Below are 23,633 nucleotides of genomic sequence, written 5' to 3' on the forward strand. Positions count from 1 at the left end.
GCTACGATCCCGGCCAGTATGCCGACGGAAGCTGGGAGAGCCATTTCTACATGGCGCCGAACGTCCGCTTCACGCGCACCCCCGACAAGGTCGCCGCCAGGATCGAGGAGGCGGCCGCGGAAGAGATGCAGCCGGCCGACCCGATGGTCGAGCAGGTCGTCCAGCCGGCGGCTCAGCCTGCCGAGATGGCGCAGCTTTCCCAGACGGAACTGCTGCAGCGCCTGCGCGAGGCACTGGAGGAGCGCCGCCGCCGCTCCGAGGCACAGCAGGCCGAGGCTGCCGCAGCGGCAACCGTTGTCGAGCCGGTGCCGCCGCTGGTGCAGGCCGTGGTCGCCGCGGGCACGACCGGAACGCCTGCCGATGCCGCCGTCGTGTTCAAGCCGGCCGGCCCGCTGCCGGCACCCGTTGCCGCAGCGGCGGTCGTCCCCGTCGCCAAACCGGCCATTTCCATCACAAAGCCAGCCGAGAAGACCGACGTGCGTACCGCAATCAGCCGTTTTGCCAACCTCTCCGACCACGCCTTCTGGGAAACGCTGGTGCCGGACGAGGATGCGGTCGAGCGGCCGGCAAGGCCGGCCGTCACCGTGGTGCGCATGCCGGCGCCCGTTCCCGCGCCGGCCGCCGTTGCCGTGCCGAAGCCGGTCGCGGTTCCCGAGGTGCGCCAGGACGTGCCCTCCATCGCCTCGCTCTTCCGCGTCGTCGAATGCCGCCCGGCCGTTGCCCGGACTGCGGCGGTCGAGGCCGCCCCCGTTGCCGAGGTCAAGGCGGAGCCTGTGGCGGTCGTTGCGACCCCGGCCGTCGAGACGGTGGCGGAGCCCGTCCCGGCCGTCGCCGAGGTCCAGCCCGTCCCGGTCGCCGTCACGCCGGTCGTCACCCCGGTTGCGGCTGTCGAGCCCGTGCGCGAAACCCCGTCCTCGGTGCTGTCGCGCGCCCGGCCGTTCCAGGTCATGATGGCGACGCCGGCCGGCGATGCCTACGAATATCCGCCGCGCGAACTCCTGCAGGAGCCCCCGGGCACCGTCGGCTACGTTCTGACCCAGGAACAACTGGAGCAGAATGCCGGCCTCCTCGAAAGCGTGCTGGAAGATTTCGGCGTGCGCGGCGAGATCATCCATGTCCGCCCAGGCCCGGTCGTCACGCTCTATGAATTCGAGCCCGCGCCCGGCGTCAAATCCTCCCGCGTCATCGGCCTTGCCGACGATATCGCCCGCTCCATGTCGGCGCTGTCGGCGCGTGTCGCGGTCGTGCCCGGACGCAACGTCATCGGCATCGAACTGCCGAATGCGACGCGCGAGACGGTCTATTTCCGCGAGATGATCGAGAGCCAGGATTTCGCCAAGACCGGCTTCAAGCTGCCGATCTGCCTCGGCAAGACGATCGGCGGCGAACCCGTCATCGCGGAACTCGCCAAGATGCCGCACCTGCTCGTCGCCGGCACCACCGGCTCGGGCAAGTCCGTCGCCATCAATACGATGATCCTGTCGCTGCTCTATCGCTTCCGCCCGGAAGAGTGCCGCCTGATCATGGTCGACCCCAAGATGCTGGAACTGTCGATCTATGACGGCATCCCGCACCTGCTGACCCCCGTCGTCACCGATCCCAAGAAGGCCGTCATGGCGCTGAAATGGGCGGTGCGCGAGATGGAGGACCGTTACCGGAAGATGTCCCGCCTCGGCGTGCGCAACATCGACGGCTACAACAACCGCGTGGCCGCCGCACGCGACAAGGGCGAGACGATCTCGATCAGCGTCCAGACCGGCTTCGACAAGGGAACCGGCGAGGCGATCCACGAGGAGCAGGAGCTCGCCCTCGATCCGATGCCCTATATCGTCGTCATCGTCGACGAGATGGCCGACCTGATGATGGTCGCCGGCAAGGAGATCGAAGGCGCGATCCAGCGGCTCGCCCAGATGGCCCGCGCGGCCGGCATCCACCTGATCATGGCGACGCAGCGCCCCTCGGTCGACGTCATCACCGGCACGATCAAGGCCAACTTCCCGACGCGCATCTCCTTCCAGGTGACGTCGAAGATCGACAGCCGCACCATTCTCGGCGAGCAGGGCGCCGAACAGCTCCTCGGCCAGGGCGACATGCTGCACATGGCCGGCGGCGGCCGTATTTCCCGCGTGCATGGTCCCTTCGTCTCCGACGAGGAGGTCGAAAAGGTCGTGTTGCACCTGAAGGCCCAGGGTCGCCCGGAATATCTGGAGACCGTGACGGCCGAGGAAGAGGAAGAAGAGGACGAGAAGCCAGCGGCAGGCGGTGCGGTGTTCGACAAGGGCGATATCGCGGCAGAAGACGGCGACGACCTCTACGAGAAGGCCGTCAAGGTCGTGATGCGCGACCGCAAGTGCTCGACGTCCTATATCCAGCGGCGCCTTGCCGTCGGCTACAACCGTGCCGCCTCCCTCGTCGAGCGCATGGAGAAGGAAGGCCTCGTCGGTCCTGCCAACCATGTCGGCAAACGCGAGATCATCTCCGGCGAGCGCGGCAGCTTCCAGGCGCCCGAGCCGACCGACGACGATTGACAATTGGGCCGGCGGCGATTGCCCAGCCGCCGGGCATTTGTCCTACTTGTTTGAATCGGAACGCATTTCTCGATCCGGCCCGCCACCGCGGGCCGGATTTTCGTCATGTCCACGGGAAATTCGTTGCGCGTGTCCCATTTAATCGATTTGGCTTGGAACGGGGTCTTTCCGGCCTGTTGCATATGGCGGACCGATCTGTGAATAGTGCCGCCGACCCGAGAAACCAGCATCCCAAGGAGGACAGGAATGGCATTGATCACCATGCGGCAATTGCTCGATCACGCAGCGGAGAATGACTACGCACTGCCCGCATTCAACGTCAACAACCTGGAATATATCCAGGCGGTCATGCGCGCGGCGGATGCGACGGATTCTCCGGTGATCCTGCAGGCGAGCCGCGGTGCGCGCGCCTATGCGGGCGATGCTTTCCTGCGCCACCTGATCCTCGGTGCGGCAGAGGAATATCCGCATATCCCGGTCTGCCTTCACCTCGACCACGGCGACCAGCCCTCCACCTGCATCTCGGCCATCACCAACGGCTTCACCTCCGTCATGATGGATGGTTCGCTGCTCGCCGATGGCAAGACCGTCGCCAGCTACGAATACAATGTCGATGTGACGGCGGAGGTCGTGAAGATTGCGCACGCGGCCGGCGTTTCGGTCGAAGGTGAGCTTGGCTGTCTCGGCAACCTGGAAACGGGCGCCGGCGACAAGGAGGACGGCCATGGCTTCGAGGGCAAGCTTTCCCGCGAGGAACTGCTGACCGATCCGGACCAGGCGCTCGACTTCGTCTCCAGGACCGGCGTCGACGCGCTGGCCGTCGCCATCGGCACCAGCCACGGCGCCTACAAGTTCACCCGCGCGCCGGACGGCGACATCCTGTCGATCGATACGATCGCGAAGATCAACGAGAAGCTGCCGAACACGCATCTCGTCATGCACGGCTCCTCCTCGGTTCCGCAGGACCTGCAGGATCTCTTCACCGCCTATGGCGGCGAGATGAAGCAGACCTGGGGCGTGCCGGTCGCCGAAATCCAGAAGGCGATCCCGCTCGGTGTGCGCAAGGTCAATATCGACACGGACCTGCGCCTTGCCATGACCGGCACGATCCGCAAGAACTTCAAGGAAAAGCCGGACAATTTCGACCCGCGCAACTACCTGAAGCCGGCGACCGCCCTGATGGCGGACGTCTGCAAGGAGCGCTTCGAAGCCTTCCGCACCGCCGGCAAGGCCTCCAGCATCCGCGTGAAGCGCCTGCCCGACATGGCGAAGTTCTACGCGACCAAGTAAGGCGATTGCCCTCCTGGACTGCCGCAGGGCAATTGCATGTGGGGCAGGACGATGCCGCAGCCCCTTCTCCCCCGAGGGGAGAAGGGAGCCGTGGCGACGATTGCATTTCATATGCGATTGTCCTGCGGTCCGCCGGGAGGGCGCTTTTCCGCTGCATCGACCGCCAGCCAGAAAATGCACATTGACAGCGCGGTGGCATCATTCTTTATTTCTGAATATCTCATTCATATGAGGATGCATGTTTCCTCCCGAAACCGGCAGGAAGCCGTTGCAGGCCTGTGCGCCCCCTCGTAAAAGGATGCGATCCCGAAAAGCCGGATGATGCGAGGACAGACAGCATGAGCGTAGACCAGGCCCTGACGATCGCGGACCTCAAGGACCGGGCGCGCCGCCGCGTGCCGAAGATGTTCTTCGACTACGCGGATTCCGGCGCCTGGACCGAGGGCACCTACCGGGCCAACGAGGACGATTTCCACAAGGTCAAGCTGCGCCAGCGCGTGCTCGTCGACATGACCAACCGCTCGCTGGCCAGCGAGATGATCGGCGAGGCGGTGTCGATGCCCGTCGCGCTCGCGCCGACCGGGCTCACCGGCATGCAGCATGCCGATGGCGAGATGCTCGCCGCGCAGGCGGCGGAGGAGGCCGGCGTGCCCTTCACGCTGTCCACCATGAGCATCTGCTCGATCGAGGACGTGCGCTCCGTCACGTCGAAACCCTTCTGGTTCCAGCTCTACGTGATGCAGGACAAGGATTTCGTCCACAACCTCATCGACCGGGCCAAGGCGGCCGGCTGCTCGGCGCTGGTGCTGACGCTCGACCTCCAGATCCTCGGCCAGCGCCACAAGGACCTGCGCAACGGCCTCTCCGCCCCGCCGCGCTTCACGCCGAAACACGTCTGGCAGATGGCGACCCGGCCCTTCTGGTGCCTCGACATGCTCGGCACGAAGCGCCGCACCTTCGGCAATATCGTCGGCCACGCCAAGGGCGTGACGGACCTCTCCTCGCTCTCCTCCTGGACGTCGGAACAGTTCGATCCGCAGCTGTCCTGGAAGGACATCGCATGGATCCGCGACCGCTGGGGCGGCAAGCTCATCCTCAAGGGCATCCTCGACGAGGAGGATGCGCGCATGTCGCTCGACAGCGGCGCCGACGCCATCATCGTCTCCAACCATGGCGGCCGCCAGCTCGACGGCGCCGCCTCCTCGATCAGCATGCTGCCGCGCATCGTCGATGCCGTCGGCGACAGGATGGAGGTTCATCTCGACGGCGGCATCCGCTCCGGCCAGGACGTCCTCAAGGCGCTCTGCTACGGCGCCAAGGGCACCTATATCGGCCGCCCCTTCCTCTACGGCCTCGGCGCCGGCGGCAAGGCCGGCGTGCGCCGCGCGCTCGAGATCATCCGCAAGGAACTCGACGTCACCCTGGCGCTCTGCGGTGAACGCGACGTGAAGAACCTGTCGCGGAAGAACCTGCATACCGATCTTTGAGCGGGGCTGGCGGGGCAGCAGGGTTCATGCGAGAATACGGCATGGACAAGCGTGACGACATTTCCAAGGACCTTGATCGCCGCATCGATGCGCTGGCGGCACGGTCGTCATTGACCCGCGGGCAGATCATCGAGGATGCGCTGGCGCATGGTCGCTCGCTTGCCTGGCAGGAAAAATGGATCGAGGGCGTCGAGGCAGGCCTTGCCGATGCGGAGCGCGGCGACTTTGCGAGCGAGGACGAGATCGCGCTCGTCCTCAACAAATATGCGGCGCGCTGATCGTTGATGGCGAAAGTCGTCTGGACCCGTCGTTATCTTCGGGAGCTTGAGGCGATAGGCGACTATATCGCCGAGCGCAATCCTGCCGCTGCAGCGCGCATCGTAACGGCTATCCACAGTCGCACCCGGCGCCTGCTGGCCGACAATCCCTTCATCGGGCGACCCGGTGAGATCGCGGGAACGCGAGAGCTCGTCGTGCCGGGAACACCCTATATCGTCGCCTATCGTGTGCTGGAAACCCGCATCGACGTTCTCTTCGTGCAGCATGGCGCGCGGGAATGGCCAGACACTCTTTGACCGTCAGGCGCCCTCGAAACCCTGCAGGACGTTCACCGCGTTGATGCCGAGGGCGTCCACCGCGTAGCCGCCTTCCATGACGAAGAGTGTCGGGAGGGCAAGGTCGGCGATGCGGCGGCCGATGGCGAGGAAATGCTCGCTTTCCAGCTTGAACTGCGAGATCGGGTCTTCCTTGAATGTATCGACGCCGAGCGAGATGACGAGGGCGGTCGGGGCGTAGGCGCCGATCCGTGCATGCGCATCTTCGAAAGCGGCCTGCCATTCGAGCCAGCCGGTGCCGGCGGGGAGGGGATAGTTGAGGTTGAAGCCCTCGCCCCGGCCGGCCCCGCGCTCGCGGGCATAGCCGAGGTGGAAGGGAAACTCGAAATCCGGGTCGCCGTGCAGGCTTGCCAGCAGAACGTCGTCGCGGTCGTAGAAAATCTCCTGCGTTCCGTTGCCATGGTGGTAGTCGACGTCGAAGATCGCGACGCGGGCGTGGCCGTTGTCGAGGAAGCGCTGGGCGGCGATGGCGGCATTGTTGAGATAGCAGTAGCCGCCGAAGAAATCGCGGCCGGCATGGTGGCCGGGCGGGCGGCAGAGCGCGAAGGCGGCGCGCTCGCCGGACAGCACGGCATCGGCGCCGGCAAGCGCCGTGTCGGCGGCGCGCCTGGCGGCCTGCCAGGTGGTCCCGGTGATCGAGCCCGCCATGTCGAAGGAATAGTAGGAAAGCCGCGCATCGAGGCCGGACGGCGGGGCGTCGAGCATCGGCATCGAGCGATGGCGCCAGCTATAGGGCCAGACCTCGCCGTCGCGGCCGGCGGCGCGCCATTCGGCAAAGACGTTCTGCAGGAAATCGAGATAGTCCGGCGTGTGGACACGCTCGATGGCCGCGCGGTCGTAGGCGGCGGGTTCGATCACCGGGCCGAGACCGACCTCCTTGACGCGCCTGAGAACGATTTCGGCGCGCTCCGGTTTCTCGAAGGTCTCGACGATGCGACCGAAGGACAGTTCCATGCCGCTGTGATGCAGGTGATGGTCGGCGGTATAGAAGGTTTTCATGATCAGACGACTTCACCATAGAGCGTGCGTTCGAGCGCGGTGACTTCCGCGGCGAAGCGGCGGTATTCGGCGCGCTTGAGGGCGAGGAAGACGTGGTGCAGCCGCTCTCCGAGCGCCTCCTTGAGGAAGGCGGAGCGGGCTGCGGCCTCGATGGCGCTGCGCCAGTCCGGCGGCAGCGCGTCGCCGGCATTTTCCGCATAGGCCGTCGTTTCGGGGCCGGGGTCGGCCCGGTCGAGAATGCCCTTGCGCATGCCGGCAAGCACGGTGGCGCCGACGAGATAGGGGTTGGAATCGATGCCGGCGGCGCGCTGTTCCAGATGGCGCCCGGCGGGCGAGCCGGCCGGGATACGCACCGCGACGCTGCGGTTGTTGGTGCCCCAGGTCGGCGTCGTCGGCGCATAGCTCTGGGCGGAGAAGCGGCGCCAGGAATTGAGATGCGGGGCGAAGACGAGCATGGATTCGTGCATCGTTTCCAGCAGGCCGGCGACGGCCTGTTTCAGGAGGGGCGAGAGCGCCTCGTCCTGGTCGGCGAAGCGATTGATGCCCCCGGCATCGGCAAGGCTCGCATGCACATGCATGCCGGAGCCGGCACGGCCGGCGAAGGGCTTTGCCATGAAGCAGGCCATCATGCCGTGGCGCACGGCGAGGGCGCGCAGGAGACGCTTCAGCATGGCAAGGTCGTCGGCGGCGCGCAGCGCCGCGCCATGGCGCAACGTCAGCTCGAACTGGCCCTGCGCATATTCCGAGATCATCGTCTCGACGGGCAGGCCCTGCGCCTCCGCGCCGCGATAGACGGCGTCGATGAAGGGCTCCAGCCGGTCGAGCTCGGTGACGCCATAGACCTGGATGCCATCCGGCCGTTCGCCGGAAAGCGGCAGGCGCAGCGGCTGGAAGGTGCCGTCGGCCGCGCGCTCGCGGTCGAGCAGGTAGAATTCCAGCTCGTAGGCGAGCACGGGGTGGAAACCGTCGGCCTCCAGATGCGTCACCTGGCGGGCCAGCGCATGGCGCGGGTCGGCCGCCATTGGCGTGCCGTCGAGCTCGAAAAGGGCGAGGCGCAGTTCGCCGCGCGGCGGGGACGTCCAGGGCAGCGGAACGAGCGAGCCGGCAACCGGCCAGGCACGCCGGTCTGCATCGCCATCCGACCAGACGAGGCCGGTTTCCTCCACGTCCTCGCCCGTCACGTCGAGGCCGAGGATCGAGCCGGGCAGGTGCCGGCCGGAGCGGAAGATCGCCAGCAGCTCGTGCCGCCGGATGATCTTGCCGCGCGCGATGCCGTTGAGGTCGATCAGGACGAGGTCGAAGGCGATGATTTCGGGATGGGCGGCGAGGAACGCTTCGGCCTCCGAAATGTCGGCGGCCTCCGGCGGGCGGGTGGCGAGGTCGCGGCTCACGCGGCGGCCCTCCGTTCCGCAAGGCGTCCGGTGACGGTCGCGAAGGCCGCCACGAGCCCGTCGGCCTGCTGTTCCGAAAGGGCGGGGCTGACGAGCACCATGTTGTGGAAGGGCGTCAGGAGATAACCGAGGTTCAGCATGGAAAGATGCAGGGCCGCCTCGATCGTGTCCGACGCGGCGGCCCGCGCCTCCGCGGCGTTGCGCACGGGGACCGGCGAGAAGACGACCTCCAGCCGTGCACCGACGCGTGCGACGGTCCAGTCGAGGCCCGCGGCGGCGATGGCTGCCTTGAAACCGGCCTCGATGCGGTCGGCGCGCGCCTGCATGATGCGATAGGCCTCCTCGGTCATCACCTGTTCGAGGCAGGCGCGCAGGCAGCCGAGCTGCAGCGCGCTGCCCGACAGCGTCGTGCCGATGCCGGAATGGCCGTGGCCGCTCTGCTCGCGGCGGATGACGTGCAGCCTGTCGGAGATCGCCTGGGTCATGCCCCAGACGCTGACCGGTACGCCGCCGCCGATCGGCTTGCCCATCACCATGAGATCGGGTTCAAGGCCGTGCACCTTGCTGTAGCCGCCAAGGCCGGTGGAGATGGTGTGCGTCTCGTCGATGAGCAGCAGCGTGCCGGCCGCGCGCGTCAGGCGCCGCAGCGCAGCATGGAAGCCGGGGGCGGGCGGGATCATGCCGCAATTCGTCATGACGGGCTCTGCGAGCACGCAGGCGATGTCGTGTCCGGCGAGCGCCTTTTCCAGCGCCGCCTCGTCGTTGAAGGGGATCGAGACGGTGAGTTCGCCGAGATCGCGCACCTGGCCGAGCAGGTTGCGACGGGAAACGGTCCTGCCGTCGACGAGGTCCACCAACGTGTCGTCCACCGCGCCATGGTAGCAGCCGTCGAAGACGAGGAGTTTCGCCCGGCCGGTGACGGCGCGGGCGACGCGGATGGCGAAGCGGTTGGCGTCGCTCGCGGTGGCGCCGAGCTGCCAGCGCGGCAGGCCGAAGCGCTCCACCAGCAGGCGACCGACCGCCGCGGCGTCGGAAGAGGGCAACATGGTGGTGAGGCCGCGCGTGCCGGCATTCTTCAGGGCTTCGAGAACCGGGGCGGGGCCATGGCCGAACATGGCACCGGTGTCGCCGAGGCAGACGTCGACGATGCGGTTGCCGTCGATGTCGACGAGTTCGGCGCCGCTGGCCTGGTCGACGACGAGGGGGAAGGGCGTCGGCCAGTCGAGCATCCAGTGCTGCGGCACGCCGTCGAAGAAACCGGATGTCGCCTCGTCATGCGCCGCCGCCGAATGCGGCCGCCGCGCGCGAAAAACCTCCGCCTCCGCCTCGATGAGCGCGCGGGCGCGCGCCTCCAGGTTCGCCCTCTCCATCCCGTTCTCCAGCAAATCCTCAAGAAATGTGATCACATATTGGTTGATGTGATTTCAAGTGTCAAACGACAAGATGCCTGCCGGAAGAGCTAAAGCGCGCTGACGATGCGCAGCCAGTCGTGCACGGAGGCAGCCGCCTGCTTTTCGGCGGAGCCGAGGGCGAGCGGCCCGCGCTCGCCCATCTCGCGCACCTCGCGCGGGCTCATGCCGAACTGGTGCCGGAAGGCGCGCGAGAAGGCGGAGATGTCGGAAAAGCCGCAGGCATAGGCGATCTCGCCGACGGTACGCTTGCGCTCGTCCACCAGCATGTCGAAGGCGGCGCGCAGGCGCCGGCTGCGGATATGGTCGGTGACGCCGCCGATCGGCTCGAACAACCGGTAGAGCGAGGCACGCGACAGGCCGAACACCTTGCACAGATGCTCCGGCCCGAGATCGGGCAAGGCGAGGCTCTGCTCGATATAGCGGCGGATTTCCATGAGGACGGCGCCGCGCACCGTGGGCGAGGGCAGGCTGCGTTCGGCGATCTGGGGGGCGACGAGATTGCTGACGAGGTTGGCCGTGGCGGTGACGATGGCCGGCGCCTCGTCCGGGGTGATGTCCGTCAGATCCGCGAACAGGGCGCGCAGGTGGCTGCCGATCAGCCGTGCGGTGCTGGTCGAGCGTTTCAGGAGGAGGCCGTGCAGGGCGTCGGTCTGCGCGTCCTTGCCGAAGAGCAGGCGGCGCGGCAGCACGAGGGTGAGGTTGCGGCAATGCTGGGTCTCGGCCTGCATGGGGCGCGACAGGTCGAAGAGGGAGATGTCGCCCGCCTCCACCAGCATCGTCTCGCCGTTGACCGTGCGCATGTCACTGCCGTCCAGCGTCACCTGCACGAAGATGAGGTCGAGGCCGCTGCGGGCGATGCGGCCGGGGTCGCGTGCGAAGCGATAGGTCGTGCCGAGCATTTCGGCCGCGAAGAACAGGGCCGGCCCCATGAAATAGGTGGCGAGGCTGGCCCGGAAATCGTCGAGCCGCTCCGGCGTCGCCATGGTCGTGCGGAAGACGGGATCGAGCGTCTCGGCGAAGAGCTGGCTTTCCCGACGGCAATCCGCGCCGGCTTCGGCAAGGACGGAGTTGGAGGGCAGCTTGGCGACGGGACTCATTTTCTCTCGCGACGGTTCGATGACGGGCGGTCCTGCCGATCAAGAGGCAAGGACGGACGAAGGTTCCCGGAAATTCGCCGGCTTGGCACGGTGTCTCATTCTTTTGGCCTCCTGTCTCATAATGCCGATTGGGCTTAGTAATACAATTGACAGTTTCATCGGGCTGCAACCCCATGGAAAATAAAGGGTCATTCAGGCCCGCGATGCCGCGACAACCACAACAGAGGGCGCATCGTTCCGGATCGGGGAAGAGGTATGGATCAGGTTTCCTTTGTCGACAGCGCGCTGGTCTTCCAGGTGCCGCCGTTCGAATTCCTGAATGCGCCGGGTTTTGCCGCGGCGCGGGACCGTCTGATCGCCGGCAAGCTTGCGCTCTATGAGGGCAACCACCTGTTCAACCGGCTCATCCTGGAGGAAGGCCGGTTCCTCTGTTATCTCGCAGCGCTCTCGCTGCATGCCGGTCAGGACATGGCGCAATCCTCCACCTGGCTGACGCTCGGGCGGCTGCAGCGCGAGGTGACGGAACTTGGCGTGGCGAGCCGCAACCGGGTCGAGGCGCAGGTCTCCTGTCTGCGCAAATACGGTTTCCTGACGCAGCAGACCCATGCATCGGACCGGCGCGTGCGGCTGCTCGTTCCCAGCGCCGCTCTTCTTGCGCGCGATGCCGGCATTCTCGGCCTGCTTGTCAGCGGCCTTTCCGAATTCGGGCTTTCGCCGACGGACGGTCACAAGGGTCCCCTTGCGCCGGACCTGCACCGTGCCATGCGCCGCGCGACGTTGCCGCACCTGCCGGGCCTCAGCCGGATCATCCGCCGCCACCTGCCGCTTGCACCCTTCTTCGCCCATGATTGCGGCTACATGATCCTGCTCATCCTGCTGCGCGGCGGCCGCGAGGGCCGTGATGGCCTCATCGGCTCCGGCTATCAGCGGCTTGCCATGCAGACGGGCGTGTCGCGCACCCATGTCCGGCGCATCATCGAGGCGGCGCGTGACGCCGGGCTCTTGACGGCCGCCACGCGCGGCGGCCACGACATCCGCCTGACGGCGAATATGTGGCATGCGGCGGACCGCTGGTTTGCCGACATGTTCGCCCTGACCGATCTTCTGCTGCGCGAGGCCCTGGCGGCAGGGCGCGCCGGCGCGCCGGCCTGACTTCCACCTATCCGGCCGAACCGGCGGCGGCGAGAATGACCGCAAGGACCAGATGCGTCAGGTGATGCAGCGTCTGGTCCGCGCCCAGGAGCCACCAGAAGCCCGTCTTGCTGGGCGTGAGCGCCTGGCGACGGGCGGCAATGCCCTTCATCCGGTCGATCGTGCCGTGCACGAGGGCGTCGGCGATGCCGAGCCAGGCGAGCGGCGGGGCGACGATGGAAAACAACAGGGCGGTGAGGAGGCCGTGCAGGCCGGCATGGATCACGAGCGGCAGCAACCAGCCTTCCTGCCGTTCCTTGCCCATGGCGATCCAGTCCGTCTGGAAGACGAAATCGGCCAGAAAGTGTTTTACGAGGAACGCCGCCATGGCGGCAGCGATCCAAACGGTCGAGATCTGGTCCGGTATGTCGATCATTCCGCTCCCGTCTGCCCGCTGCCCGTAAGGCAGGGGGCGGCCCCTTTCCATGCAATTCCCGAAGGCGGCCGCGCCGCCCCGGCCGGAAACGCCCGGGCGGCCATCCGTCTCGATGATGCCCTTCGCCAGGCTGCCCACCGCCCGATGAAGCGGGACCGGGCAGGTCCGGAACGCATGATAGATGTCCTCCTTGCCGGCGAACAGGGCCTGGCGCGAGATCGTCCCTCCGCCCTTCATGCCAGCCGCCACGCCCCTGAGCAAGGAAGGGACGTGCGACGGCATCCGGTTTCCAGGACACGGGTCTGATTGGAGATTGCCGCCTGCATCGCCGCAGGCCTGTTGGGACAGCGCGACCTGTTCACCGGCCCGGAAAGGCTCCCGTTCGTATCGCGGGGCCCGTCACGCACAGCAATTGTGAAAGGCGAATTCATCAGTGTGGCGAAAATGAGAAAAAATACCCTACCAATCTTATAGGGATAATATATAAATCATTCTCGGAGAACGGGCGGGTATGAATGTCCGCCCCGGAGAAGACCGGAAAATCCGGCCTCCACAGCAAGGGATGATGGTGAATGAGCAATGCGAAACTCGGCGGCCGTTCAAGCTTTGGTCCTCTTGGGGCTGTCAGCGATCGCAGAACACGCCGCGCAGAGCGACAGCTTCTCGTGAACAATATCGCTGTCGCCGGAGCCTTCCTCTTCGTCAGCGCCGTGATTTTCGGCTTCGTCGGCTAAAGCACTTCCGCGCCCCATGATGGCCTCCGATACGATTTCGGAGGATATCCCGGCATCCGGTTCCGTGAAACGCCAGCGCCATGGAGCGCCTGTCATTCCATTGCCTGATCCGGCCCGGATCCATGCGGTGCTGCTGACCAGCTTATCGTCTTGTCCCGGTTCCGGCTCACCCGACTTTCGCCTTGAGGCGGGAGGGGATGCGTCGCGATCATGGCCCCGTTCCCGGACACCGCAAGGCTGACGACCCAAAGAGCGGCGACGACCGCACTGCCACGCCGAAACAATCTCCACACCGTTAAGACTGTGTTGATGGAAACGATCGAATTCTACCGTTCATGCGCGGTGGAAGCAGTAAAGAGGGGAAAATTACTGTAAGCTGCCCAGAAATCCGAAAACCAAACACGCTTCAAGCACGGCCGCAGGAGGTCGGGCAGTTTTGAAGCGGTTCAGCGGGTAGCTTGTCGAAAAGACAGCGAGGTGCTTGCAGCGAAACGGTTTTTTCCGAATTAGGAGGGCCGGACTGCGGCTTCCAATCCGCCGCGCTATTTACCTTCATGCGCTTTTAGGCGATTTATTTAAAATGAACAATCTTTAGTTGTATATAGTTTAGCGCTATGTGAATATGCCGCGTGGACAAGAAGACCGGCTTTAACCCCGCGTTCATTGTCGGCCTGATACGGTAGACTTCAGATCTACTCGTGAGCGCCATGTTTTCCGAAATCTACACAAAGATCGTAAACAAACTGTATAATATCGATTATACAACGCCGGCCCTGATTTTGGGGATGGCGCTGGTTTGCGCGCTGATTGTCTACTGCAGGAAGGTGGAGGACAAGTCGATCCGGGGATTTTTCGACTTCCTGTTCCCCGAGGAAATCATCCTGCACCCGTCTGCCCGCGCCGACGCCACCTTCTGGATTACCAAGCGGCTGATGATGCCGTTCCTGCTTATCCCGGCAGGTGCGACCTTCGTGACCGCCGTGGGCTATGCCACGAACCGGGCCGTGAGCTGGGTTTTCGGCATCGAGGGAACCCTTCTGGAAGGCCCGCCCGGATCGATCACGCTGGTGATCTTCACGGCGACGATGCTGCTCGCCTATGATGTTTCCTACTATTTCTATCACGTCGCGCAGCATCGCTACCCGTTCCTGTGGGAATTGCACAAGGTGCACCATTCCGCCGAGGTCATGGTCGGCATCACCAAGGACCGTGTGCATCCGCTGGACGACCTCATGAACCGCATGTGGGACGGGGTCATTCCCGGAATCTGCTTCGGGATCTGGAGCGTGGTCGCGCTCGATCCCGTGGAAGTCGTCGTCTTCGGCCTGAATGTCTATGTCGTGCGCAACATCCTGATGATGGACTTCGTGCGGCACACCCACCTTCCGATTTCCTTCGGGCCGCTGGACAAGATCGTTCTTTCTCCGCATTGGCACCAGTTGCATCACAGCGTCGATCCGCGCCATTACGACAAGAATTTCGGCCTGCTCTTTTCGTTCTGGGACCGGCTTTTCGGCACGTCGTACGTTCCCGATCCGAACGAGGAACTGAAGTTCGGCCTCGTCGACCGGGATGTCAGGGACTATCAGTCGCTGGCGGGCCTCTACATCCTGCCGCTCAGGAAGATGTGGGGCCACATAGCCTCGCGCTTGTGGCGACGCCAACCGGAGGGCGCGCAAGCCAGGGAGACGTCATCGTCATGAATGCGCGCGCGTCGGTGGACGCTGTGAAGGCCGAGCGCCTGGAGATCGTCGACTCTTCCGATCGCCTCGCGGCGATCGAGGACCAGTGGACGCGCCTGTGGCGCGCTTCCGATGCGCTTGTCTTCCAGAGCCATGGCTGGATTTCGGCCTGGTGGAGGACCCTGAAGAACCAGCAGCAGGTCGCGTTGCGGATAGGCTTGGTCTGGAAGGGCGACAGCCTTGTCGCCGTCCTTCCGCTGGCGATCACCCGGCGCAAGGGGGTCCGCTTTCTCGAATGGGCGGCGGGCGCCCATACCGATTATGGCGACGTTCTTTGCGCACCGGAATGTCCGGATGCGGCCCTGCACCGATTGTGGACGCACCTGTGCGATGCCGGCGGCTTCGATCTCGTCTTGATCGACCGCCTGTTGCCCGATGCGGCGGCCCGGCGGTTTATCGATGCGGGCTCGGCGGCCGGCAGGATCAGGCTGCAGCCGGCCCATCGGCGGGAGATCAGTTCCCGCATCGCCGGCGATTGGCAGAACGGGGCCGCATGGGTGGCCAGCCATCCGAAAAAGACGCGCCAGAACTATCGCCGCGGCATCAAGATGCTCGAGGAAGCCGGCACCGTGAGGTTTCGCCTGCTCGATCCCGATGAACCGCTGGAGCCCGTGCTCGACCGGCTGGCCGCCTTGAAGCGGAAGTGGCTCGAAAGAAACGCGCAGAGCTCGGGGCTTTTCGAAGGCGAGGCACCGGCCCTGAAGGCGCTGGTCGACGTGATGGCGCGATCCGGCGTCCTGCGCCTGTTCGTTATCGAAGTCGACGGCGTCGTGGTCGCCGTGTCGGTCAATTTTGTCCAGCGCAACACGATGATGGCCTGGGTGACGACCTACGATCCGGACTTCGCCCGGGCTTCCCCCGGCATGGTCCTTATCTTCGACTATGTGCAATGGTCGATCGACCGCGGCCTCGCCATGGTCGATCTGCTCTGCGGCGGTGAGGCGTTCAAGGACAGGCTCGCCACCCAAGTCGTCGAACTGGGGTCCGTCGTCGGGGCGGGCAACGCTATCGGCTCGCTCGCGCTTCTTGCCCACGGAATAGGCCGTCGCCTGCTTGAAGGCCGCGCGCCGCAGAAAACACCGGCCGAGTTGTCGTGATCGCCTCGCAATAAGGCGCTCAGGCCGAGCCTGCGGCTGCCAGAAGGATCGCAAGGCCGAGATGCGTGAGATGGTGCAGCGTCTGGTCCGCGCCGAATAGCCACCAGAAGGCCGTCTGCCGCGGCGTGAGCTTGCCCCGGTTGGCGGCGATGCCCTTCAGCCTGTCGATGCCGCCGTGGATCACGGCGTCGGCCAGGCCGAGCCAGGCGAGCGGGGGCGCGACGGCCAGAAAGAGCAGGGCGGTCAGCGCGCCATGCATGCCGGCATGGGCGGAGAGCGGCCACAGCCAGCCCTCCGGGCGCTCCTTGCCCATGGCCATCCAGCCCGTCTGCAGAATGAAATCCGCCAGCAGATGTTTTATGAGGAACGCCGCGAGGCAAGCGGCGATCCCTGTCGTGGAGATCTGGTCCGGTATGTCGATCATGCCACAACCGCCTGTCCGACGGCTCGAAGCGGGGACTGGCGGTCCTGCTTCGAACCATTCGGGACGCAGGGCCGCCCCGCGCTTTCGCGCTAGCGGCCGCCTGCCTCGATGATGCCCTTCGTCAGGCTGCCAGTCGCCGGATAAAGCGGGATGAGGCACGCCTGGAGCGCATGATAAATGTCGCCCTTGCCGGCGAACAGCGTGTAGCTCGGCACGAGGTCCTCCGTCAGTTCCTCATGCCAGCCGCCGCGGTCCTGGTCGAGGAAATGGCGTGCGATCGTGTTCCAGATCCTGCGATACCAGGTCTCGTGGAAATCGCTCGGCAGATGCTCGCAGAGGAATGCCGCCGCGCCCGCGCCTTCGGCCATCGGCCACCACAGCTTGCTGCGCTTGGCAGGCTCGTCGTTCCAGTCGAGCGTATAGAAGAAGCCACCCTTCTCCTTGTCCCAGCCGAGCGCGATGGACTGGGCGAAGAGGGCCTTTGCCGCCTCCGGCATCCATCCATGCCGCTTTCCGCCGAGTGCATGAAGCTGAAGGATGAGGCGGGCCCATTCCAGCCAGTGGCCGGGCGTGGTGCCGGACGGGCGGAACATCTCGTTGCCGCGATACTCCTTGTCGAGCACCCAGTTCTCGTCGAAATGCTCCGGCACGCGAAAACCGTTTTCCCCGGCGCGGCGGCGAATGATGAGGTCGGCAATGCTTTCCGCCTTGTCGAGATAGCCCTTTTCGCCCGTCGCCTCGAAGGCCGCCATCAGGGCCTCGGTCAGGTGCATGTTGGAGTTTTGGCCCCGGTAGCCGGGGATCGCGGTCCAGTCGGCCTCGAATTCTTCCGCGATTGCGCCGTGCCTGGCCTCCCAGAAGCGCGTTTCGAGCACTTCGGTGACGTCGGCCAGCATGCGGTCGGCATCCGGGTGGCCGGCCAGCTTGGCGCTCGATGCGGCGAGCAGCACGAAGGCGTGGCCGTAACCCTGCTTGCTGCCGTCGAGCAGGCCGGAATTGTCGAGCGACCAATGGTAACCGCCGCGCTCTGCGTCGCGATGCCGTTCCCAGAGATATTTCATGCCGTGGTCGATGATGTCGTCGGCGCCGGGACGGCCGAGCAGGCTGGCGATCGAGAAGCAGTGCACCATGCGCGCCGTCGAATGGATGCCGCGCACCGGATTGCCGGGGTTGAGCGGCCGGCCTTCCACATCCAGTTCATGGAAGCCGCCGACCGGATTGAAGGTCCGGTTCTGAAAGAAATCGAAGAGGCGGTTGGCTTCCCGCCAGAGCCACTGGCGATGATAGTCGCGCTGACGCCAGGCAGCGCCGAGATGTCCCGTTGCGTCCATGATGCGTTCTCCTTCCTGATCGTTCTGCATTGTTGTTCTGCGCCGGGGTAAACCGGAGCGCGGGGGAGACTTTCCGCGGCGTAGGATCACGCACGGCCCACAACGCTCGAAATGACGGCTGGCCCTGGACAGGTGGGAGGGGATTTATGGCTCAGAACGGCGGAGGTCGCAACCCGCATTCATCGAAGGATCGGGTCGAGCCGTTCCGCTATCCGTGGAGGCTGGGGCTGCGTTTCACCGCGAATGCAGGGCACGGTAGACCGAGGCCAGCCGGGCGTTGTGGCCATGCAGGTCGAAATGCGTACGCACGCGATCTGCCGCCGCTTGTGCCCTGGCCTGCCGCGACGTCTCATCCGTCGCGAGCTGGCAGATGGCATCCGCAAGACGCTCCTTGTCGCCTGGCTGGACCAGGATGGCCGACCTGTCGTCCACCAGTTCCGGAATGCCGCCCACCGGGCAGCTCACGATCGGCAAGCCATAGGACATGGCCTCCAGGACGGACATCGGCATGCCTTCCGCGCGCGAGGGCAGGACATAGGCATGCGCGGAAAGGAAAGCCCGCTCGCGTTCCTCGCCCTCTATCCAGCCGAGATAGCGGACGCGTGCCGCCAGTGCGGGGGAGGCCGCCAAGCGCGCCTTCAGGCGCTCCACATCGCCGTTTCCGCCGATGGCAAGGCGGATTTCCACGCCCCGCCGGCAGGCCGTTTCCATCGCGTCGAGGAGGTCGAAGACACCCTTGCGCTCGCCGATCAGGCCCATGAAAAGCAGCTCCAACGGCACGTCCGGCGATGCCCGGCCTTTCGCCCGCAGGCCCGGGATCGACACCGCATTCGGCAGCACCACGGCCTCGGACAGTCCGAACTCCATGGAAAGGTCCCGGCGCCAGCTTTCCGACAGGCACAGAACGACGTCGAATTGCCGGAGGAACCATTGCACGAACCGGCGGCGCCCGGGCGGCAGTTCGGCATATTCGGCCAGGAAGTTCGCGCCGTGGAAGTGAAGGATGCTCTTCGTTCGCCGCATCAGCAGCGGCACAATGACGGCCGCCTTGCGATAAAGGCTGGGAAAGTCGCCGACATGGACGTGGATCATGTCCGGCGGGCGGCGCACGGCCAGGCCGACGGCCTGAAGAAGGGCGCGGCCGGCAACGGCGAGTTTTTTCGCCCGGGAACCGTCCGCATGGGTCTGCACGAACGTCATCTCGAATTCGCGCGCAAGCTCGGATCCGCGGTAGTTGGAGACCACCGTCGATATTCCTCCACGCGTGCCGTCGAGAGGCGAGAAATGCGCAATACGTATAAGACGATCCACCAATGGTCCCCGGCTTCGGCCTGGAATACGGTCAGGACGCCGGCCGCAGGCGCTCGACATACTCCCCGTCGAGAAACGCCCGATAGGCGTCGGCGATGCCTTCTTCCAGCCCGATCCTCGGGCTCCAGCCGAGCGCGCGCAGCTTCGCGGCGCTCATCAGCTTGCGCGGCGTGCCGTCCGGCTTGGACAGGTCGTGCACGATGGCGCCCTCGAAGCCGACGATCCTGCAGACGAGCTGCGTCAGCTCCAGGATCGTCACATCCTCGCCGAGCCCGACATTGACATGTCCCTCGCCCGAATAGGTCTTCATCAGATGGACGCAGGCGTCGGCACAGTCATCGACATGCAGGAATTCGCGGCGCGGCGTTCCGGTGCCCCAGACGGTCAGCTCCGGCAGGCCGTCGATCTTCGCCTGGTGGGCCTTGCGGATCAGAGCCGGCACCACATGGCTGGATGTCAGATCGAAATTGTCGCCCGGCCCGTAGAGGTTGGTCGGCATGGCGGAGATGAAATCGTCGCCATATTGCTTGCGATAGGCTTGGCAAAGCTTGATGCCGGCGATCTTGGCGATCGCATACCACTCGTTGGTCGGCTCCAGCTCGCCCGTGAGAAGCGCCTCCTCCACGATGGGCTGGGCGGCAAATTTCGGGTAGATGCAGGAGGAGCCGAGGAACAGCAGCTTCTCTACCTTCACCTTGTGCGCGGCATGGATGACGTTGGCTTCAAGGATGAGGTTGTCGTAGAGGAACTCCGCCGGATAGCTGTCGTTCGCCAGGATGCCGCCGACCTTCGCGGCGGCAAGGAAGACGGCGTCGGGGCGGCGGTCCTCCATCCAGGCTTCGACATCGGCCTGGCGCGTGAGATCGAGCTCCTTGCGCGTCGCCGTGAGGACGTCGCAGCCCTCCTGCGCCAGGCGCCGGACGATGGCCGCGCCGACCATGCCGCGGTGCCCGGCGACAAAGACCTTCTTGCCGGCTAGGCGATAGGCAACCTCATGCATGCGGGCTGCTTTTGGCGTTGAAGGCCTTGCTCTGCATCGACTTGAAGTCCTGCTCGACCATTTCGCCGACGAGCTGATCGAGATTGGCTTCGTGTTTCCAGCCGAGCTTGCTGTGCGCCTTGGCCGGGTTTCCGATGAGAAGTTCGACTTCGGTGGGGCGGAAATAACGCGGGTCGATTTCTATGAGGACGCGTCCGGACGCCTTGTCGTAGCCTTTTTCGTCGACGCCTTCGCCGCGCCATTCGATGGCGATGTCGAGTTTAGCAAAGGCCTTTTCGACGAAGGAGCGGACGGTGTGGGTCTCGCCGGTGGCCAGGACGTAGTCGTCGGGCGTGTCCTGCTGCAGCATCAGCCACATGCCGCGAACATATTCGCGGGCATGGCCCCAGTCGCGCTTGGCATTGAGGTTTCCGAGATAGAGCTTGTCCTGGAGGCCGAGGCGGATGGCGGCGGCGGCGCGCGTGATCTTGCGGGTGACGAAGGTTTCGCCGCGAATGGGGCTCTCGTGGTTGAACAGGATGCCGTTGGAGGCATGCATGCCGTAGGCTTCGCGATAATTGACGACGATCCAGTAGGCGTAGAGCTTGGCGGCGGCATAGGGGGATCGCGGGTAGAACGGGGTCGTCTCGCTCTGCGGAACCTCCTGTACCTTGCCGTAGAGTTCGGAGGTGGAAGCCTGGTAGAAGCGGGTCTTGTCGGTAAGGCCGAGCAGGCGGATGGCCTCCAGCAGGCGCAGCGTGCCCATGCCGTCGGCATTGGCGGTGTATTCGGGGGTCTCGAAGGAGACGTGCACGTGGCTCTGGGCGGCCAGGTTGTAGATCTCGTCCGGCTGGGTTTCCTGCACGACACGGATCAGGTTGGTGCTGTCGGTCATGTCGCCGAAATGCAGGATGAAGCGCGGGTCATCGACATGCGGGTCTTCGTAGAGGTGCTCGATGCGATCGGTGTTGAAAGAGGAGGAACGCCTCTTGATGCCGTGCACCGTGTAGCCCTTGTCGAGGAGCAGCTCGGACAGGTAAGCCCCATCCTGTCCTGTCACGCCGGTGACGAGGGCCACCTTGCCATTACTTTCTACGCGCTTGCCCATCGGGTCCCCGGTCTGTCAAATAGATCAATCAATCGGCTGGACGGCGACATGGTCGATGCGCCACCCTAACAATCGGCGCAACACTACCCGGAATTTTTTGCGATACAACACTCCCCGGTTCCTATAGTTAACTGCCGATTTTCCTTTGCGAAGTAAAAGAGAGCCGCCTGGTAAACACAGGGATAGTCTTAATGGCGGGGAGCCCTGTCCGCCAAACCGCGCAGAACCTGCGTTTTCATTTTTCTTCCGTACCGCCTGGAACAAGAACCTTGCATATGCACGAGCCACCCAAACCTCGCCAGTTCCCCATCCTGGGAATCCCGGTCAGTGTCGTCGACCTGAAGCGCAGCGCAGATCTCGTGAGCCGTTGGGCGCGCGGGCGTGGTGCCAAAACCGTGTTCGTGCGCGAGGTGGCGAGCCTGATGGCCGCCGTGGACGAGCCCTACCTTGCCGCGTTGCACCAGAAGGCCGATCTGGTGGTGCCGGACGGTGTCCCGCTCGTCTGGACGGGACGGTTGCGCGGCGTCGGCAGCGAGCTTGGCCGCGTGCCGGGGGCGGACCTGCTGGATGCGGTCTGCCAGCATTCGCTGTCCACCGGACAATCGCATTATTTCTTCGGCGGCAAGCCGGGCGTGGCCGACGAGATGGCGAAGCGCCTTGCCGAGCGCCATCGTGGCCTTGTGATTGCCGGAACCTTGTCGCCGCCGTTCCGCACGATTGGCCCGGACTTCCGGATGGAAGGGGAGGCGCTGGTGGAGCTGGAGAGGATCAGGCAGGCCGATCCGGACTTCATCTGGGTCGGCATATCGAGCCCCAAGCAGGAATATTGGATGATGCAGGCGGCCGAGCACCTGCCGCGCGGCGTGTTGATCGGCGTCGGCGCCGCTTTCGACTTCCACTCCGGCGCGGTACGGCGCGCCCCCCGGTGGATGCGCAACAACGGGCTCGAATGGGCGCACCGGCTGAGCAGCGAGCCGCGGCGGCTCTGGCGCCGTTACCTGGTTCTGGCGCCGCGCTTCGTGCTCGCTGTCGCCCTGGAATCCATTCGCCGCAAGTCGTGACGATGCCCGTATTTACCTTTCCGCCCGATTCTCGATGACACAGGCCGTGCCCGGTCTATGTTTGCGGGCGGCTTTCAGGTTTCGTGTCCGGCGCTTGATCTGGGGGTAGCCTTCCTTCCTCGAAACGGGACCTGCGACCAAACGCCATGAAGCTGTTCAATCTCCTGTCCCTTCTCTTCGTTCTCGCTTTCGGAACGGCGGTGCATGCCGCTCCGCTGGCGCTTCAGCGCGGCATCAGCGTGCAGGACTGGCTGAACTGGTCTCCGCTCGAACCTGACGGTTCCTATCGCTGGCCGCCCTATCGCAGCGAGACGGAATGGATGACGGCCGCACGTCCGATCTCCGACTGGCCGCAGCTCGACCAGTTCCAGCGCATCCGCGCGATGGGTTTCGATTTCGTTCGGCTGAGCGTCGATCCCGGCCCGCTCCTGGCCAGTCGGGGAGAGCGGCGCGAGCAGGCGCTGGCGGTGCTTGAACGAGCCGTCGCGCGCGTGACCTCCGCCGGCCTGAAGGTCGTGTTCGATCTGCATGCGGCCCGCCAGGTGCCCGCCTACAGCATCGACATGATCGGCGACGGCGCCGATAGTCTCGGCGTCGCGCACTATCGCGAGATGGTCCGGCACGTCGCGGCCATGCTGACGCGTTTCGATACCGGCCGGGTCGCGCTCGAACCGTTCAACGAGCCGGAATATTATCCGTGCGACGAGACCGACGCGGGGGACTGGCAGCGCATCATGGCCGCGACCGTCGTCGATATTCGCGCCATCAGCAAGGACCTGACGATCATCGTGACGGGCGCCTGCGGCGGCAGCGTCACCGGCCTCGTCGACCTTGATCCCGGCTTCGACGATCCCCGTCTCTACTACAGTTTCCACATGTACGAGCCGCACAGCTTCACCCATCAGCTGCCGGCTGCCACGCAGCCGTTCAATTCGGGTCTGCCCTGGCCGGCGGCGATGGGATCGCCCGACGGGGCCATCGCGCATCTGCAGGGATACATGGCGGCAGCCGGGCTCGGCGAAGCGGAGCAGGCGGCAAACCTTGCCGCCGCGGGCGAGCCGATTGCCCGGTATTTTGCGGAGAACTGGGGTTTCCCGCAGGTTCAGGCGCGCATCGGCGAGGCGGTTGCCTGGGCTGAAAGGCATGGAATCCCGCCCGGCCGGCTGTTCATGGGGGAGTTCGGCTGTTACCGCCTGTCGGCCGACGGGCGTTCGGGAGCCCGCGACGAGGACCGGCTACGCTACTTGGCCGCGGTCCGGCTGGAGGCCGAAAGGCTGGGCATCCCGTGGGCCGTCTGGGAATACACCAATCCCCACGGAATCAGCCTGATCGAGCCCTGGGGGCCGGCCGTGGCCGACCGCGGGATGTTACAGGCATTGGGGCTCCTGCATTGATAAATTTACCTTTCACCGAAGTTTGCCTCCTTTTTTCGCGGCAGGTTTGCTAAGAGCATCTCTCGCA

21 protein-coding genes are annotated in these 23,633 nt (G+C 65.2%); 11 read left to right on the plus strand and 10 right to left on the minus strand.

Annotation, left to right across the window (positions count from 1 at the left end):
• Positions 1-50: 50 nt before the first annotated feature.
• From shn_RS24855 to shn_RS24875, 5 genes are all read left to right on the plus strand, one after another.
• Positions 51-2,528, plus strand: a complete 2,478-nt coding sequence (locus shn_RS24855) for a DNA translocase FtsK (protein ID WP_371328620.1) — start codon at positions 51-53, stop codon at positions 2,526-2,528.
• Between the two features lie 246 nt (positions 2,529-2,774).
• Positions 2,775-3,818: a class II fructose-bisphosphate aldolase gene (gene fba, locus shn_RS24860; protein WP_064333183.1), complete on the plus strand. Its 1,044-nt coding sequence runs from the start codon at positions 2,775-2,777 to the stop codon at positions 3,816-3,818.
• 338 nt (positions 3,819-4,156) lie between these two features.
• Complete coding sequence (locus tag shn_RS24865) at positions 4,157-5,305, plus strand: alpha-hydroxy acid oxidase (protein WP_064333184.1); 1,149 nt, start codon at positions 4,157-4,159, stop codon at positions 5,303-5,305.
• A 41-nt stretch (positions 5,306-5,346) separates the two neighbouring features.
• Positions 5,347-5,583, plus strand: a complete 237-nt coding sequence (locus shn_RS24870) for a CopG family ribbon-helix-helix protein (protein WP_064333185.1) — start codon at positions 5,347-5,349, stop codon at positions 5,581-5,583.
• 6 nt (positions 5,584-5,589) lie between these two features.
• Positions 5,590-5,880 carry a type II toxin-antitoxin system RelE/ParE family toxin gene (locus shn_RS24875; protein WP_064333186.1) on the plus strand — a complete coding sequence of 97 codons (291 nt, stop codon included), beginning with the start codon at positions 5,590-5,592 and terminating at the stop codon, positions 5,878-5,880.
• A gap of 3 nt (positions 5,881-5,883) precedes the next feature.
• Here shn_RS24875 and shn_RS24880 read toward each other — a convergent pair whose 3' ends face one another.
• The 4 genes from shn_RS24880 to shn_RS24895 form a co-directional block, all read right to left on the minus strand.
• Complete coding sequence (locus shn_RS24880; RefSeq protein ID WP_064333187.1) at positions 5,884-6,918, minus strand: histone deacetylase family protein; 1,035 nt, start codon at positions 6,916-6,918, stop codon at positions 5,884-5,886.
• 2 nt (positions 6,919-6,920) lie between these two features.
• The gene (locus shn_RS24885) at positions 6,921-8,309 is read right to left on the minus strand and encodes a glutamine synthetase family protein (RefSeq protein WP_064333188.1); all 1,389 of its coding nucleotides are present in this window, start codon (positions 8,307-8,309) and stop codon (positions 6,921-6,923) included.
• A complete protein-coding gene (locus tag shn_RS24890; protein WP_064333189.1) occupies positions 8,306-9,679 on the minus strand; it encodes a transaminase in 1,374 nt (457 codons plus the stop codon). Before shn_RS24890 ends, shn_RS24885 begins: the two co-directional genes overlap by 4 nt.
• Before the next feature lie 89 nt (positions 9,680-9,768).
• Positions 9,769-10,818, minus strand: coding sequence for a helix-turn-helix domain-containing protein (locus tag shn_RS24895; protein WP_064333190.1), 1,050 nt, complete (start codon positions 10,816-10,818; stop codon positions 9,769-9,771).
• A 255-nt stretch (positions 10,819-11,073) separates the two neighbouring features.
• On the opposite strand from shn_RS24895, the gene shn_RS24900 reads away from it, so the two are divergent.
• Positions 11,074-11,970, plus strand: coding sequence for a hypothetical protein (locus tag shn_RS24900; RefSeq protein ID WP_064333191.1), 897 nt, complete (start codon positions 11,074-11,076; stop codon positions 11,968-11,970).
• A 7-nt stretch (positions 11,971-11,977) separates the two neighbouring features.
• Here shn_RS24900 and shn_RS37140 read toward each other — a convergent pair whose 3' ends face one another.
• Positions 11,978-12,622 (minus strand): DUF3307 domain-containing protein, encoded by a 645-nt coding sequence (locus shn_RS37140; protein ID WP_245337439.1) that lies wholly within the window; start codon positions 12,620-12,622, stop codon positions 11,978-11,980.
• A 335-nt stretch (positions 12,623-12,957) separates the two neighbouring features.
• Here shn_RS37140 and shn_RS36535 point away from each other — a divergent pair, with 335 nt between their 5' ends.
• The 3 genes from shn_RS36535 to shn_RS24915 all read left to right on the plus strand — a co-directional run bounded on the left by shn_RS36535 (position 12,958) and on the right by shn_RS24915 (position 15,958).
• Positions 12,958-13,119: a hypothetical protein gene (locus shn_RS36535; protein WP_162853126.1), complete on the plus strand. Its 162-nt coding sequence runs from the start codon at positions 12,958-12,960 to the stop codon at positions 13,117-13,119.
• 707 nt (positions 13,120-13,826) lie between these two features.
• Positions 13,827-14,822, plus strand: a complete 996-nt coding sequence (locus shn_RS24910; protein WP_064333192.1) for a sterol desaturase family protein — start codon at positions 13,827-13,829, stop codon at positions 14,820-14,822.
• Positions 14,819-15,958: a GNAT family N-acetyltransferase gene (locus shn_RS24915; RefSeq protein ID WP_064333193.1), complete on the plus strand. Its 1,140-nt coding sequence runs from the start codon at positions 14,819-14,821 to the stop codon at positions 15,956-15,958. The genes shn_RS24910 and shn_RS24915 overlap by 4 nt, the downstream gene beginning before the upstream one ends.
• Before the next feature lie 19 nt (positions 15,959-15,977).
• On the opposite strand, the gene shn_RS24920 is transcribed toward shn_RS24915, so the two are convergent.
• The 5 genes from shn_RS24920 to gmd form a co-directional block, all read right to left on the minus strand.
• A complete protein-coding gene (locus shn_RS24920) occupies positions 15,978-16,382 on the minus strand; it encodes a DUF3307 domain-containing protein (protein ID WP_064333194.1) in 405 nt (134 codons plus the stop codon).
• Positions 16,383-16,471: 89 nt separating this feature from the next.
• Complete coding sequence (locus tag shn_RS24925; protein WP_064333297.1) at positions 16,472-17,713, minus strand: AGE family epimerase/isomerase; 1,242 nt, start codon at positions 17,711-17,713, stop codon at positions 16,472-16,474.
• Positions 17,714-17,947: 234 nt separating this feature from the next.
• The gene (locus tag shn_RS24930) at positions 17,948-19,024 is read right to left on the minus strand and encodes a glycosyltransferase family 4 protein (protein WP_168168965.1); all 1,077 of its coding nucleotides are present in this window, start codon (positions 19,022-19,024) and stop codon (positions 17,948-17,950) included.
• A gap of 31 nt (positions 19,025-19,055) precedes the next feature.
• Positions 19,056-20,024, minus strand: coding sequence for a GDP-L-fucose synthase (locus shn_RS24935; protein WP_064333196.1), 969 nt, complete (start codon positions 20,022-20,024; stop codon positions 19,056-19,058).
• A complete protein-coding gene (gmd, locus tag shn_RS24940) occupies positions 20,017-21,111 on the minus strand; it encodes a GDP-mannose 4,6-dehydratase (protein WP_064333197.1) in 1,095 nt (364 codons plus the stop codon). The genes shn_RS24935 and gmd overlap by 8 nt, the downstream gene beginning before the upstream one ends.
• A 275-nt stretch (positions 21,112-21,386) precedes the next feature.
• On the opposite strand from gmd, the gene shn_RS24945 reads away from it, so the two are divergent.
• Together shn_RS24945 and shn_RS24950 are read left to right on the plus strand one after the other, a co-directional pair.
• Positions 21,387-22,172, plus strand: coding sequence for a WecB/TagA/CpsF family glycosyltransferase (locus tag shn_RS24945; protein ID WP_064333198.1), 786 nt, complete (start codon positions 21,387-21,389; stop codon positions 22,170-22,172).
• Positions 22,173-22,318: 146 nt separating this feature from the next.
• Positions 22,319-23,566 (plus strand): glycoside hydrolase family 5 protein, encoded by a 1,248-nt coding sequence (locus tag shn_RS24950; RefSeq protein WP_064333199.1) that lies wholly within the window; start codon positions 22,319-22,321, stop codon positions 23,564-23,566.
• The last annotated feature ends 67 nt before the right edge of the window (positions 23,567-23,633 follow it).

The organism is Shinella sp. HZN7, from assembly GCF_001652565.1.
GTDB classification, from domain to species: Bacteria; Pseudomonadota; Alphaproteobacteria; order Rhizobiales; family Rhizobiaceae; genus Shinella; species Shinella granuli.